The sequence below is a fragment of the Sporosarcina sp. P32b genome, assembly GCF_002743335.1.
GTDB lineage: Bacteria > Bacillota > Bacilli > Bacillales_A > Planococcaceae > Sporosarcina.
On the sequence record NZ_PDZB01000028.1, the window covers coordinates 1 to 15,326 of the forward strand.

At 41.3% G+C, this 15,326-nt stretch carries 14 protein-coding genes and 1 tRNA gene; 5 read left to right on the top strand and 10 right to left on the bottom strand.

Annotation, left to right across the window (positions count from 1 at the left end; translation table 11 throughout):
- The first annotated feature begins 138 nt into the window (after positions 1-138).
- From CSV64_RS14525 to CSV64_RS14535, 3 genes are read left to right on the top strand one after another with little or no spacing between them, the layout of a single operon-like run.
- On the top strand, positions 139-1,275 hold the full coding sequence (locus CSV64_RS14525; RefSeq protein WP_099635308.1) for a betaine/proline/choline family ABC transporter ATP-binding protein: 1,137 nt from the start codon (positions 139-141) through the stop codon (positions 1,273-1,275).
- On the top strand, positions 1,268-1,921 hold the full coding sequence (locus CSV64_RS14530) for an ABC transporter permease (RefSeq protein WP_099635309.1): 654 nt from the start codon (positions 1,268-1,270) through the stop codon (positions 1,919-1,921). Before CSV64_RS14525 ends, CSV64_RS14530 begins: the two co-directional genes overlap by 8 nt.
- Before the next feature lies 1 nt (position 1,922).
- A complete protein-coding gene (locus tag CSV64_RS14535) occupies positions 1,923-2,813 on the top strand; it encodes a glycine betaine ABC transporter substrate-binding protein (protein WP_099635310.1) in 891 nt (296 codons plus the stop codon).
- A gap of 133 nt (positions 2,814-2,946) precedes the next feature.
- On the opposite strand, the gene CSV64_RS14540 is transcribed toward CSV64_RS14535, so the two are convergent.
- The 4 genes from CSV64_RS14540 to CSV64_RS14555 form a co-directional block, all read right to left on the bottom strand.
- Positions 2,947-3,630 (bottom strand): FG-GAP-like repeat-containing protein, encoded by a 684-nt coding sequence (locus CSV64_RS14540; protein ID WP_099635311.1) that lies wholly within the window; start codon positions 3,628-3,630, stop codon positions 2,947-2,949.
- A gap of 209 nt (positions 3,631-3,839) precedes the next feature.
- Positions 3,840-4,934 (bottom strand): S-layer homology domain-containing protein, encoded by a 1,095-nt coding sequence (locus CSV64_RS14545; RefSeq protein WP_099635312.1) that lies wholly within the window; start codon positions 4,932-4,934, stop codon positions 3,840-3,842.
- Between the two features lie 326 nt (positions 4,935-5,260).
- Positions 5,261-6,517: an erythromycin esterase family protein gene (locus CSV64_RS14550; protein ID WP_099635313.1), complete on the bottom strand. Its 1,257-nt coding sequence runs from the start codon at positions 6,515-6,517 to the stop codon at positions 5,261-5,263.
- A gap of 220 nt (positions 6,518-6,737) precedes the next feature.
- Entirely contained in the window at positions 6,738-7,013 is a 276-nt protein-coding gene (locus CSV64_RS14555) for a DUF2564 family protein (RefSeq protein WP_099635314.1), read from the bottom strand.
- A gap of 293 nt (positions 7,014-7,306) precedes the next feature.
- On the opposite strand from CSV64_RS14555, the gene CSV64_RS14560 reads away from it, so the two are divergent.
- On the top strand, positions 7,307-8,134 hold the full coding sequence (locus CSV64_RS14560; RefSeq protein ID WP_233190496.1) for a polysaccharide deacetylase family protein: 828 nt from the start codon (positions 7,307-7,309) through the stop codon (positions 8,132-8,134).
- Between the two features lie 85 nt (positions 8,135-8,219).
- On the opposite strand, the gene CSV64_RS14565 is transcribed toward CSV64_RS14560, so the two are convergent.
- From CSV64_RS14565 to CSV64_RS14575, 3 genes are all read right to left on the bottom strand, one after another.
- A tRNA-Asn gene (locus CSV64_RS14565) sits at positions 8,220-8,291 on the bottom strand.
- A gap of 118 nt (positions 8,292-8,409) precedes the next feature.
- Entirely contained in the window at positions 8,410-9,411 is a 1,002-nt protein-coding gene (locus CSV64_RS14570; protein ID WP_158233052.1) for a DUF1835 domain-containing protein, read from the bottom strand.
- Positions 9,412-9,529: 118 nt separating this feature from the next.
- Positions 9,530-11,149 (bottom strand): DUF262 domain-containing protein, encoded by a 1,620-nt coding sequence (locus tag CSV64_RS14575; protein WP_099635317.1) that lies wholly within the window; start codon positions 11,147-11,149, stop codon positions 9,530-9,532.
- A 512-nt stretch (positions 11,150-11,661) separates the two neighbouring features.
- On the opposite strand from CSV64_RS14575, the gene CSV64_RS14580 reads away from it, so the two are divergent.
- Positions 11,662-12,492 carry a conserved phage C-terminal domain-containing protein gene (locus CSV64_RS14580; protein ID WP_099635318.1) on the top strand — a complete coding sequence of 277 codons (831 nt, stop codon included), beginning with the start codon at positions 11,662-11,664 and terminating at the stop codon, positions 12,490-12,492.
- Positions 12,493-12,783: 291 nt separating this feature from the next.
- Here the strand turns inward: CSV64_RS14580 and CSV64_RS14585 are convergent, their stop codons facing one another.
- The 3 genes from CSV64_RS14585 to CSV64_RS14595 form a co-directional block, all read right to left on the bottom strand.
- Positions 12,784-13,380, bottom strand: a complete 597-nt coding sequence (locus CSV64_RS14585) for a hypothetical protein (protein ID WP_143565209.1) — start codon at positions 13,378-13,380, stop codon at positions 12,784-12,786.
- 286 nt (positions 13,381-13,666) lie between these two features.
- Positions 13,667-14,416 carry a hypothetical protein gene (locus tag CSV64_RS14590; protein WP_099635320.1) on the bottom strand — a complete coding sequence of 250 codons (750 nt, stop codon included), beginning with the start codon at positions 14,414-14,416 and terminating at the stop codon, positions 13,667-13,669.
- Positions 14,417-14,593: 177 nt separating this feature from the next.
- Positions 14,594-15,217: a nuclease-related domain-containing protein gene (locus tag CSV64_RS14595; RefSeq protein WP_158233053.1), complete on the bottom strand. Its 624-nt coding sequence runs from the start codon at positions 15,215-15,217 to the stop codon at positions 14,594-14,596.
- Positions 15,218-15,326 lie beyond the last annotated feature (109 nt).

The window sequence follows — 15,326 nt, forward strand, 5'->3', positions numbered from 1 at the left end:
CCGCGTAGCGCACCCATGGACGTTTGAATATTCAAATATCTAATTATTATTGTTTATCATCGTGTAAAAAATATTTTTTTGGCACCCTTACAACGGCTCAAACCGTTGATACATCAACATTTATAGAGGGAGGTACTTATGCTGAAGTTTGAAAATGTATCAAAAGTGTACGATGGTGGATTTCAAGCTGTGAAATCTGTCAACTTCGAGATTGCTGAAGGTGAATTACTAGTTCTCATAGGACCTAGTGGTTCAGGTAAGTCTACTACTATGAAAATGATTAACCGGATTATCCCACACACAAGTGGCAAAATTTCTATCGACGGCAAAGATATCAAATCTTACAACGCCGCTGATCTTCGCAGAAATATCGGTTACGTCATTCAACAAGTCGGGCTCTTCCCTCATTACACGATCGAAAAAAATATTTCTATTGTACCCCAATTGAAAAAATGGAGCGAAAACAAAACGAGAACACGTGTACTCGATCTACTTGAAATGGTCGGACTCGATCCGAAAATTTATGCTTCGCGGTATCCGAAAGAATTATCAGGTGGACAGCAACAACGTGTCGGCATTGCGAGAGCGCTTGCAGCGAATCCAGATGTCATATTAATGGATGAACCGTTCAGTGCGCTTGACCCCATTACCCGGGAACAGTTGCAAGAAGAATTGCTGAAGCTACACAAAAAGTTAAAGAAGACCATTGTCTTTGTCACACACGACATGGACGAAGCGTTAAAGATGGGCGACCGTATTGCCATTATGAAAGACGGCAATTTACTTCAGTTAGACACTCCAGAGAAATTACTACACGAACCCGCTCACGGCTTTGTGGAAGAGTTTATGGGTAAGCATCGAATTATCCAAAACCCTGAACTGATGCCGGTTACAGAAATTATGGCAGAGAAAGTGGTCACTACTCAATCTACTACTTCTCCAGAACGAGCCATCTCTCTTATACGTCAACGAAAAATAACGGATCTTCTCGTCGTAGATGATCAAAGGAAGCTACTTGGTATTGTTTCCGCTTACGATTTAATTAAAAATTTAGATGGCATCAAAACCATTGATGATGTGATGAAACCCGCTGTACCTTTTTTAGTGAATACAGCAACAGCGAAAGATGCCATTATCATGATGGACACTTCACCGTTCGGTATGATTCCGATTGTCGATGAACACCATATACTGGTAGGGCTCGTCAACCGCGGTTCCTTACTCTCTGCGATGTCTAGTCAATGGACAGATAAGGGGGCCGATCTAGATGAATGATTTAAACATATGGCAACAACTCGTAGAACAAACGAAATTGCGATGGCCGGAAGTGCTCGAAGCAACCTCCATCCATATTCAACTCGTATTCTTCTCAATGATCCTCGCAGTAGTCATTGCAGTAACGCTTGGGATTGTCATCACACGCGTACCCAAACTGAAAACGGGGGTCCTTGGTGCAGCAGGCATTATGCAAACGATCCCAAGTTTAGCAGTACTCGGCTTCATGATCCCCATTTTCGGAATCGGCGTCAAAACAGCCATTGCTGCGCTATTCCTTTACTCTTTACTGCCTATTATGCGTAATACTTACACAGGAATTAAAGACGTCGACCCCGCCACAATAGAAGCCGCAAAAGGTATGGGCATGACGAGCATGCAAATTTTATTTAAAGTAGAATTGCCTCTTGCTATCCCTATTATTATGGCCGGCATTCGAACAGCTGCGGTCATTAACGTCGGGAACGCGACACTCGCAGCATTCATCGGAGCAGGTGGACTTGGTGACTTCATTTTCCTCGGCATTACACGTGGAATTGACGGATTGATCTTACTTGGAGCTATTCCAGCAGCTATCCTTGCGATTGCCCTTGAAACGTTCTTTGGTGGCGTTGAACGTTGGACGACGCCGAAAGGATTGAGATGATTTGAAAAACAAACTTACACTGTTGCTCGTCACGACCTTATTGGCTAGCTTATTGTCAGGCTGTATATTCAATGAAAAAGATTCACTCAGACTCGGTTCTCGAAACAATACGGAAAGTATAATTTTGTCTAATATCATGGGACAATTAATTGAAGATCGCTTAGGTGTAGATATTATCTACAAAGAAAACCTAGGCGGCTCATCCGTCGTCTGGAACGCGATGACTAACGACCATATCGACGTCATCCCAGACTACACAGGAACTATTGTCGTAACGTATTACCAAGAAGAGCCTGGCACAGCTGAGGAAACATTAGCTGCAACCAAACGACTCGTCGCCGGAGACAACATCACCGCACTCGGTACATTCGGATTCAATAATACGTATACACTGGCACTTGATGAAGAAAAAGCGGAAGAGCTTGGCCTCGTGACGTTTAGTGATTTTGCTAAAGTGTCGAACGACTTCATTCTCGGCGCCGTATTCGAATTTATTGACCGACCCGACGGATTACCTGGTTTCGAGAAAGAATACGACATCGAGTTTAAAGACGTCAAAGGAATGGATCACGGTATGATGTATCGTGCCATTGGTGCAAACGAAGTAGATGTCATCAACTCCTACACAACAGACGGGCAGCTCGCAATTGCGAATCTACGCGTGCTAGAAGATGACAAATCATACTTCCCGCCCTACCACGCACTGCCGTTAGTACGAGATGAAACACTCAAAGAATACCCAGAACTCGAAGAAATACTCGGCCTGCTTGAAGGTCAAATCGACGAAGAAACGATGCAAGTGATGAACGGAAAAGTCGATAATGATGGAATTATGGTTGAACTCGTCGCCAAGGAATACTTGGTGGATAGTGGGTTAATTGAAGAAAAGTGAATGGAAACAGCGCACCCTCTTTTGTAGATGAGGGTGCGCTGTTTTTTTCGTAGATGGTGCCAGGTACACACACAACTTCCGTTCAATTCAGAATAGTTTCTGAATTGTGTGGGGACCTGGTACTCGTTTCATGTCACTTCATATTCACACCAAATACAGACACAGTCAATCGATTCGAAATAAATTCGATGTCTTGCCACGTCAATAGATTTTCAATATATCCTAATGTATCTGAATTAGTGGGCCCAATAATACGTTGCATGGCTAATAAATCAAAATAATTGTTTGTGTTTGTTGTATTAATCGGAAATAAGCCTCCTATTCCAAGAACTCCGCCTTGAACCGGATTTTTTAATTTCCCATTACTGTTATAAAACTGAGATAAATAATCAATGCCTCTGTTGCTAATGTCTATGATGAATAAAACGTTAAGTTGAGAACTTTCCACACGCACTTTATAATAATCCTCATAATGTGCTTCGAATTCATACTTTTCGTCGTAGTGATCACTGTTGAACAATTCCTGTAACCTGTCATTCTTAAAGGAATAGATATAAAAAATACGATATCCCCCACTGCCGCCCGTATCCATACTTACCATAATATCAGGGACACCATCTTTGTTAAAATCGCCAAGAAATAAGCGCGGATTATAGCCCGCATTATTTTTCAGATGAACGGTTGTACTTTTAGTTGATCGTCCATCATGTATTACGAGTGTAATATTATGAGCATAGATACCTGGTGGCCCATCGAATTGACCATACAAATACACGGTGTCCAACATACCATCTCCGTTGACATCTCCCATTTTCATATCCAACAATGTATGTTTCCCGTTAACCTCAATCTCTCCTATTCAAATGTACTCGTTGTTTATTGTATGATATGCCGATAGGGTCTAGTTGATTTTCTTCTAATGAACAAGGATCCAGTTCCACTTACATAGTTGTATCTGGACCTGATACCTGCTGCAAATTCAAAAAGTCCCGAAACAACGAAGGATTGTTCCGGGACCTCGTATATTTACTTAGTTTTTTTCACACGTTTCACTAATCCATACAGCTCTTTCCCCGAACTGTCTACTCGTTGAATCAATCCAATATCTTTTGCGTAGTAATCGAAAATTGTCTTATTGTCCCACGGCGTATAGTTCTCAATTACCAACACGTCACGGTACTCTATAGTACGAACAGTCTTCACAGCATTCGTTTCTGTAATCCATATATTACCGAAGCTGACTGGACCGATATCGTTTTCACTGTGGGTTTGAGTTACAACAAAAGGATATGGTATATATTGATCATAATGGAACCAGTCATCGTAAGCTTCTGCGTAGGACCAAGAGTTTTGAACATAGCCTAGACGAGGAATCTTTTCATGTTTCGTTTCATTGTGTATACGCCAATAAGCTAAGCCGTTTTCTTCTTTTCTGTCATACTCATAACGATAGTTACTAGAGCCGTCTGTATAGTAATACGTATAATTCGGATCCGGCATAATATTCATTGCTCTCGTTGTAAGTGCGCGAGCTAGAAATGCTGAAAAATGCGCACGTGTAATGAGCTGATTCGGTTTGAATGTACCGTCTGGATATCCAGTAGCAATATTGTTGGACGACACCCTCAAAATATCAATGTGAAACTCCGAATGCGCTGGAACGTCACTGTACCGCGGACTTTCTTCTCCCTTTTTATGCACCTTCAAATTAAATGCTTTACTCATCAGCCTCGCCATAAATGCGCGAGAAATACTGGATTCCGGTTTGAAATTGACCGCATTTGAAAACAGACCCGCAGTATATGCCGCCGCTATTTCATTATAATAAGGATGAGATTTGGGTACGTCCTTATAGTTAGGATCTTTCAAATTCGTCGTCGGCAGATCCAGGGCCTGAACAAGCATTGCGGCAATATGCTTCTTTGCGATCGGCTCATTCGGCTTAAATTTCCCGTCCGGATAACCGCTTATAATTCCGCGATCCGCCAAGTAATTTACTTCCACGTACAATGACGAAGTTTTCTTATGCATGTCTTTAAAACTTGCAGCTTGTACATCCTGCATCGTTCCCGTTACAGCCATGAGAAAAATCACACACACCACAATCCATTTTTTCAACAATAGATGTCCTCCGTAAATTCATTTTTTGCGCACCTTATATATGTATGAATATCGCGAGGTTCATATGAAAAATAATTAGGATATCAGATCCGCACACAACTCCAGATCAATTCAGAATTGTTTCTATTTTGTGTTGGGACCTGGTACCGTGTCTTCATGGAAACAGCGCACCCTCTTATGTAGATGAGAGTGCGCTGTTTTTTCGTAGGTGGTGCCACGTAGATGGTGCCAGGTACACACACATATTCCGTTCAATTCAGAATAGTTTCCGAATTGTGTGTGGACCTGGTACCGTATCTTAATTGTGTCGGGACCTGGTACCGTATCTACCAACCCAACGGCCACAAAGCAGTAGAGCGGTCGATATATATAAAAGCATCGTAACGTTCACTAATACGCGAGGAGACGAAGTTGCCATGGGCTTCAAACTCGGGATTGTAGACCACACCGATTGCGCGGTGGCCGATCCATTCGTCAAACTGGCACCGGTTCTCCTCATTGAACAACAGCAATTTGTCATGTGCGCCCGCTGCGTGCAGTTGGCCTTCCCATGTATTAAAACGTGCAGGCGGTACGACCATTTCTTCCGGCGTCTCTCCCCAACGGCTTCCTGCAATGACTGTCCCTTCATATGTGCCGAAACCAATCGCGTACGTATTGTCTCTGCCATACTGGTCTCGGATCAGCTGACCGACGTTTGTCATTCCATGGTCTGTCATCGAGGTCGCCGATGCATCACCGATATGGGTGTTATGTTCCCACACAATAATTTTGGCGTCTTTGCCGTAATAACTTTGTACTTCCTTGATTGCCTCTGCCATATGGGTGTCGCGAATATTCCATGACAGTGCATCATCCTGAAGCATCGCCCGGTAATAAGCTTCCGCATTTTTCGCTACCAAAGCGTTCATTGTCAGGTTCAAATCTTGCTCATTCACGCGGGGGTAGCGCTCTTCATTGGTTCGGATGGATTCCAGAAGGCTCGTTACCTCTGTTATGCATTCGTCAGTGAAATGGGCAGAAGACAGGGCATAGTGTTCAGGCATCCGATTATATGGTTCAAAACAGGAGAATGCTTTCTTTGCAAGTTCCAGATCGGCACCGTAGGATGGATGGCTTTCCAGAAAGTTCATAACTTCATCGATAGAATCGTATAAGCTGTACAGATCAATGCCGTACATACCGATTGCGGAGTCTGAACTACGTTGCTTGTTTTCATTAGCGAGCCACGTGACAAATGCTTTAACCTCTTCATTCGCCCACATCCATGTCGGCCATCTGCTGAATGAATTCGATAGCAAATCGTTGAGATACGGCTGATCATGGTAGCCTTTGACATAGCTGTTTATTTTCTCTACAGACGGCCAGTCGCCTTCCACAGCAATGGCAGCGAAACCCTTTTCCTGTATGAGACGTTTGGAAAACTCGGCGCGCAAGCGATAGAAATCAGAAGTTCCATGTGTCGCCTCACCAATCATCACAATCTGTGCATCCCCTACATCTTTCAGAAGCCGGTCAAATGCAGACGGGTCATCCAGCGGAATCGCCTGCTCTTTAATAGAGGCTACTAATTTTCTGGACATAAAAAAACCTCCTGCATGATAGTGACCGCCATACTATCCCATTCCTTAAAGTCGGTTGGAGTTTTTTGTGGATTGCAGTACTACTATAAATTCAGCGACTTGTACATCTAACAAAAGGTCACGCCTATCAAGCAAGAAAAGTACTGATAAATCAGCTTTCACCTTGTGATAGTAGATACCTGCTTTTAAAAGCAATGAGATGACTTAGGTCCATGATGGATTACTCGCCTTTTTTCATTCGAGCTTCATTCAATTGCTGCTTGATCGAATCTAACTGACCCTTATGTTGCTGAATGGTATCTAACTCATTGTCATATTGCTCCACATTCATAAACGCATTTTCTGCGCGCTCAATTGCATTAAACGCATGCTCGATGGCTATCTCTTCTGGATGAGACATTGCTTGTTTCACTGCACGATCTGCTTTCTCTACTGAATTCCGAAAGAATGTGCCTGGGTGTTGTTTTTTCCAACTCTGGCCAAATTCCTTTCCCATATACTTCGCCTCCCACATATAAAATAAATGATACTGTGCTTAGTATCGCAATTTAGTGTGGAAGTATACGCAAAGAGATTTCACCTTGAGTACCAGCATACTTATTCAAGTACAGGAAATACTACAGACTAGAGAAGAGGTGATATAAACTGAAACGCTTCTGGCTTATTTCTTTCATTGCTTGTATAGGAATACTTTACCTAGCGCTTTTCACCAATCAGTGGGGAGCAGATACGGATCTAGTAAGCACGGCCTCTGCATCTAAAAATAGCAAAGACAGACTGACGACAGAATTGGAATCATTCAGCAAGACGCATCATATCCTCGCGGTTGATGCAAAGGTCGACAGAGTCTGGAAAGCTATCCCCGGCTACAATGGACTGGAAGTGGATCTGGATGCCAGTTACAAGAAAATGAAAGCGACTGGTAAATTGGATGAATCAAAAATCGTTTACAAAGAAACTACTCCCAACGTTCATTTGAAAGATCTAGGCCCCCACCCCATTTTCAAAGGAAATCCCGATAAACCGATGGTGGCTTTTTTAATTAATGTTGCCTGGGGTAATGAATACATTCCTGATATTTTGGATGCACTAAAGAAGCATAAAACGAAAGCCACCTTTTTCTTCGACGGTAGCTGGGTGAGTAAAAATCCCGATTTAGCTAAATTGATTCATAGTGAAGGGCATGAAATTGGAAACCACGCATACAGCCATCCTGATTTACAGCAGAAATCAGAAGCAGAAACAATGGAAGAGTTAAAAAAGACAAATGAGGTCATCATAAAAACACTCGGGATTACAACGCCCAAGTGGTTCGGTCCGCCAAGCGGCAGTTTTAATCAGCAAACCGTGGAAACCGCAAGCAAGCTAGGAATGTATACGGTTTTATGGACCGTGGATACAGTCGACTGGAAAAAGCCGGCCACGAATGAAATGGTGAACAGAGTCGTATCTCAAGTGGAGAACGGCACGATGATTTTAATGCACCCAACTAAACCTGTAGCTGAAGGAATGAAAGCTATGATTACACAAATCACAGAGAAAGGTTTTCAACTTGGGACCGTCAGTGAACTGATGAGTGAAAAACGTGTCAACGGAACAGCATGGGATGATGAATGAGGTGCCTGCGCAACCACCATGTATGTCGATGCAAAACAAAAACTCTCCTGACCGCACATAGCCGGTCGTGCGAGTTTTTTATGTACTCCAAAGGCAGGAATCGAACCTGCGACCGATCGGTTAACAGCCGATTGCTCTACCGCTGAGCTACTTTGGAAAGAGAGTTCATTTGCGCTATATAGTATGGACAGGAATCTGACATGTATACATGGTTCGTTTAGTAAAGGAGCTGGTACCTGTGCGTGAAACATTCTCGATTGTTCCTCACACCATGTTTAAATATTAGGTATAGTATCCTTCCCTTCTATTACTCGTATCTCATATTTCCGCCAGTCTCCAATATCCCCTCTGGACGCGAGCTCCCCGTTCCGAATCAGTTCCTTCACACGGTACTCAATCCATCCATCACCCGTATACTGCTCCAATTCACCGTATACGTGTCCAATGAGACGAAGTACGTTGTAATATTCACCAGGATATTCGGACTGTAACTGACGTGCAGAATCCATGATGAACGTATCGTGGCGATCTTCATCTGAGCTCCACAGTTCGTCGTATTCCCAAGTGCGCAAGTAAGACCCATCATACATAAGTGATTCGCCTTCCTGTTCGATTGCTGCGCGTCGGGCTGGGTTCCATTTCCACGGTTCATAATGCGCGTAAAATTCGAGTAGCTGTTCAGGCGACAGTTCATTGGAACGAAGGATGTGAATCTCTTCGCTATGCCCCCCGGTTCTGTACAGGGATTCATACGCTTTGGTCATGTTGAGTTCGCTAATTTCATTTGGCTGGCCGCTTAGGAGGTAGGTGGCAAATCGCAGGCCAGTTTGCTCTGCTGCGTTATTACCCGCCCAGAGGATAATTGGTAAGTGTTGCGGGACGCTTTTGATTTCCTGTACCGCACTACGGAATTCGTTCTCTTGTTCTTGAATGTCACCGCGGAGATGTTCTTGAAGCCAACAAAATCGGTTCTTGATTCCCTCATCTGTATGGAGTGATTCCACCGGACCGATGGATAGGATGTCCGGAATCGATATGATGTGCTCGGTTGACTTTAGAGGCTCTTTACGGAATGCGTGACGTAGAGATTGCGCAAACGCACGATCGAAAACGATGTGGATTGTCTGCAAGCGGGTTTCATTTGCAGCGAGCAGCGACCGCGTTATCTTCGCAAGCGCTTCATCGTCTAGTCGATCTGCTTGAATGAACAGCTGATCGACAATGGTTTTCGCTTGTTGCGGAGTGAATGGTTTAATCGGCTGATGCTTTTTATTCATTTGCATTGCACTCCTTTTGGATGTTTTTTAAAATTCAAAAGCTTATGATGTGGAAATTTATAAAAATATGCGTGCAAGATATTTTCCTATTTGTTTCTCAAATAAATACTATCTTGTCTTACGGCTGATGCCCATCTGTCTTTTGAATTATAATTCGTTTTTGTAATTCCTGACTTATTTTTTCAGCGCGTTTATCGAAAAAAGCCACATAATCATTATCCCAAATACCGTATGTACTTAGATCATCTATTAGATGTGTTTTCATAGCTGTATTCAGGTCTATATTTTGTCTCTCAAACGTCTTCATATAATCCGACGGTGCTTTCGCCCTTATTATATGTTTATTTAAGAAGTCGTCAACAATTGTTATATTCACAATATGATTGATGTAAAACTCTTCTTCACCTTTCTTTTTCAAGTAAGCACGTGGAAAAAAGTGGTGATAGTTTCGGCTGTTTGCCTGCTTAAGCCAATCGTTACTAATTCTCACAATAGAATTATCGTTAAAAGATTTAGGCTCTTGGTAAGCCATTAAACATAAAATCGCTTTAATAAAACTTCGGCTAGTGCTAAACCATCCATTATTGATCACCATTTCTTTACTTGTATCTACTTGAACCTCGTATTTCGGCAATTGTTTTTTTAAGATAAGCTCAATTCTTTTAATATCTTGAGCTAATTTCGTCTCTACTGAACTCGAGTATCTACCAGTCAAGGAAGTCCGCCAAAAGAAATCATCCAAATACAATTTCATTTCGTCAATTGGTTTATTGGGATGATGATAGAAAAAATACGCAAAAGGAATAATTAATGAATTGTATGGCAGTATTTTTGATACTGGAATACGATAATAGTTTCTAAAGTACTCCACAGTTTTTTCAATTGCATCAATAGCTTTTGGCCACATTGAAATAAAAGCAGCTTTGTTTAGTTTTAATATATTTTTCCGCGCACATTCCCCATCAAGTAGAATGGAGACCGTTTGTAAAACGGTACTATCTGAAATTGTTTCATAACCAACTTGCTCAAGTTTTTCAGTAAGTTCAACATACTTCTCAGATAAATCAAAGTCCAATGAATCATCAAATGTCTTGGCAACCATTATTTCAAAGACTGATAGACTTTTCCCACCAACATTTAGCCTAGTGAATACCTCTGTTGCTATATCAATGGAAGAATTACGCATTAGTATGGTTGAAAACCTGTATGTAGTTAAACGTTCTTTATAGTCCTCCAATTTTTGATGTAATTCCTGCGGATAGGCAGCTAATACTGATAGTCCGCCACTAATTAAATTCTTTAATGAAATAACTTCCGAGAGTTTACGATTCTCTATGTTTGTTATGATTAGTGGATTATCTTCATCTGCAATCAAATCTATATATAGTTGAGAAAAATCATCTACACCATTTTTTCTATTAATTTTCAATCCTTTTAAACTTGCGTATAAACTAGTCATTCTCTGTTGACCATCTAAAACATATTGAGATAAGGAACCTGAAGGTGTATCGGGTAAACTTGTGCCGCCTATATTCCGTACAGATCGCAAAACTTCATCAGATTCCCAAAGAATGAACGTTCCAATTGGATACCCTTTAATAATACTATCTAGTAAATTGGCGGACTGTTCCAAAGACCAAACAAAGTCACGCTGAAATTGAGGGATTTTAATTATCCCTTTATCAATATCGTTTATTAATATTGAGAATGTTACTGATTGTGGCTCTGGCTGATACATATTAGAGATACCTCCGTTCACTTTATTAAAAAACCTCTATATAAAATTTCCATGATTATGTAAACACTTCAGTTTGTTTCTTGTACAAATATCTTTTTCACATTAGAATTATCAATAAGCTAAAGGAACTGAAAAGTCTGTACTAGATTATATCCTCTTACTGTAAAATATCTGTCTGCGACACTTTCATAGATGGTTTATCTACCTATATTTATGCACTTTTCCCGACTATAGACGTAGGTTATTGTATATAGTTTCATTTTATATTAATGAAAAAAACAAAAAACGATAGAGCAACTGAATTTACAGTTTCGCTATGGTCTTGATTAATAGGTATCCTAGTCATTAACAGATCCCCTTCATGAAACTTCCTACATTCATTTCGAATTACCACATACGTATTTCAACTTTTTAAAACACCCTGTATCCTTTTCAAGCAATACTCTCTATATGAAGTATGAGGAGCACTAAATGAATACGCCTACAACACTTTACTCTAGGGGGACCACCACATGAAATTATTAATTAACGAAGATCCGATTCCATTATTACCTTCACTCGCAATGAAAGTAGGACTGAATGCTGCGCTATTCTTGCAACAACTTCACTACCGTTTGAACATTTCAAAAAACATCCGTGAAGGTCATAAATGGGTGTTTAATACATACGACGACTGGATGGAAGAATTTCCGTTTTGGTCGTTAAACACGATTAAACGGATCACGTACGACTTAGAGCAAAAAGGTTATTTGATTTCCACTTCCAAGCACAATAAGATGAAAATCGACAACACCAAATGGTACCGAATCGATTATGAAAAGCTGCCATTTTCGTATACGCCAAATGAGATAACAGCCGACCCAAAACCGGACACTCCACCAGCTCAACATGAAACGTCAATCAACTCACAATTGGACGCTGTGCAAACCCACACTGGTACGACGGCGTATCCCACTATGGGACGGCCTATAACCAAAGAACTTAAGAAGAACAATAATAAAACCATTGTCGAGAAGAATCTCGACGTCGCACATTCTGTGATACAGTACTTGAATGACAAAACCGGAAAACATTTCAAAGCGGAGTCCGCTGCTACCCGTAAATTCATCAACGGTCGAATCAAAGAAGGCTACACACAGGAAGACTTCATCCGTGTCATCGACTTAAAGACCAAGCAGTGGTTGAACCTTCGTGAATTCAATGCGTTCCTTAGACCCTCTACTTTGTTTAACGCAACAAACTTCGAAAACTATGTCAATGAGCTGGTTGTAGCAAGGGAACCGGAAAAAGAACTATACATTCCACCAGTTCTCGATTTTAATAGTGGTGAGGGATTAATCTAAGGTAATTAACTATTGAAGTAGAGGAGAAATGATCTTGAACATATTTTAAGACATGAAAAAGCACCTCTTGAAATGGATACACTGATTGTATCAAGAAGGTGCTGCATTTTAATTTATTAATAGGAGCTTTACTGTTGTTCATTGATCGACACTTCTGGAACGTAGTGGAAAGTATTCCGTAAAATCTAGCACCCCATAATATGTATTGCAAAGAGCTATATGTCTCTCCACTATTTCCTCATGACAATGATCCGAATGGTGTGAAATTTTTGTCTAGACCTGTTACCTTCTTTAAACTCTCGTAATCTTCAAAACTCCGCTCAGCAGATTGAAGATCGCTACGAGCAAGATGCCGTCTACCAGCTTGGTGAAAAATAGCTGAAAGGTATGGAAGTACGATAACGTTGTGTTTCTATTGACCAGACTGATTAATTTGGAATACCCAGCATCACTGACAGGTAGCGTGTTCGTTAACATCAGACTTAAATAAAAAGATTCAAATTTGCTCCCGATTTCGATATCCAATACACTTTTGAAAAACAAATCGTATCCAAATCCGAACACCATGCTAGGACCTACTAATGTAAGGAGCATCGCACTGAACAGTATCGACACAAACTTGATTTTATTCAGCAGGCTGTCACTTCCGCTAAACCTTTTCCCCTCTGAAATAATCGTCACTATATTCCTGATGATTACATACAAACTCACTAGCGGAAGAGCCCAGCAAATTGCTATAATCACCCCTTTAGAATAGTGGACTTCAAAATTAATCAATGCTCCCAAAAACATATAAATAAGAAGAAACATACTAAATAATTCAATCCAAGGTAGTAGCACTTTTATGCCCAGTCTTTCGGCAAAATCGTGCTGAATATCTTTTTTCAATTGTCTTTTTAACCAGACATAAACTAACAGTAAAAACAGTATGACCAGACACAATACAAATGAAAATTTCAGCAGCTGGGAAAGCGGGTACGAAAACACTATCAGAATTAAGAACAATAATTTTACGAAGTAATTTGAAAACATTTCTTCCCCCTTAAACCTGTCGATTATTTATGTATTATGGATACACTGTTTTAAATAAAAGTACAATATAGATATTAGGTCCGAACATGAATTTAATACGTTTCAAATTTCCGCACGATTTACTTTTGGACTTGACACCTCGCTAACAATTCCTTTCTGGTTCATCACTACTCAATCTCTGAATATCCTCATAGTTTTTCACCACTGCACCAAGCACCAGCAACCCTAATACCGCGATTGCGATCAGCCAGCCCCCTACAGTAATCCAGTTGAAGAACCCGAATACAGCTCCTGCTACCAAAAGTACAACCGTGATCACGAACCATCGTATCTTCCAGCCATACAACCATGTGAGCAACGACATATTCTTCGGCGGATCGCACAGCTCTTCATAGAACTTCACATGATGCAGCCGCTCTTCCGAATAAAATAAGTACTGACCATCCTTCGCCTGCAGCAGGAATATATGCTTATTCACTTTCTTCACAATCTCTAGCGGCTCTTCATCCACTATATGAAATGATGTCTTCACACTGACCATGGAAAAGAAGCCATACACGATGAACAGCAGCAAAAACACAAAGATCCCCGCAAGAGAGTACGACTGCCCAGCCAGCAGTTCCCAGGATACCCCTGCAAGCGGATCCTTCCCTCCTTCTTTCATCCCGCTCACACCGCCAACCACCAGCATGAACAGAGCTGTTCCAGTCAAAGCGGACAGGATCAGCCATTGTGCAAAATACACATTGAATCGCTCACTCACCGTTAAACGTAATTTTTCAATGGGCCTCATATTATACGAATTGAGCGCAATGCGAAAAAAAGGGACCAAAGTGATAATAAGCAGTGCCACTGCCCTCCACGGCCCCTGAATATATTCGATTACCTGCACATTCATCCACTCCTCATTACCGCGTATAGGTTTATACTACCATGAATACGAGATAAGTAGATATGGATTAAAGGTACGTGTGGATGAAATCTTCGTGATTGTTTAAACATTCATGTTTGCTTCATACCATAATGTTATTTTCCTACAACTACTTCCTTCACTGTCTCTGCCACTCTTCTACTTCACTTTCTTGCCCGGTCTGGCGTTATTCTTCATCCGTACCTGTTGTAAGTGCGTTTTCCTGATCGTCTTCTTTTCCTCTTTCGGAAGATTTACAAGCTGATTCAAGTTACTAATTATGGCATTTATCTGATTGTCAGTGAGCCGCGGTCTATCGTCTTGCTTGATTGCTTTCACCAATCCACGATAGTGAACAACATCAGCTGACCGGAACGGTTCTTTGAATTTGAATTCGACTTCATTAGAGAAAGCGATGATGGAGCATGCAGGCAGGTTGGGCAAGTTCAGACGGCTTTTGAGCGCTTCTATGTGACCATAGTTCTGCCGTATCGGATTATAGAATTTCTGTTTGTTTTTATAGATGACCTGCGTCCAGTATTTCTGATGTTCACTGCCGAATATCCATCCTTTATAATGTTTTGTTTCGATGACGTGCAGACCATATTTGGAGACGACTACGTGGTCGATCTGCGTCAATCCGTACTGCGCGTCCTCTACGTAGAGATCATGATAGGCACGGTACTCTTCGCCAAGTTTTTCAAGCCGTTTCCGTACGGTTCGCTCACCGACAGCACCGCGCCATTTCGGCAGCTGCAACTGAACGACAGTTGTAAGAACCACCATGGCCACCAGAAACCAGAAGGCTTTCAATGTCAGGATATATAATAGGGTGGCAAAAAATAACTCCATATTGTATTCGCTCACTTTCTACAACTAATCTATTTACTAT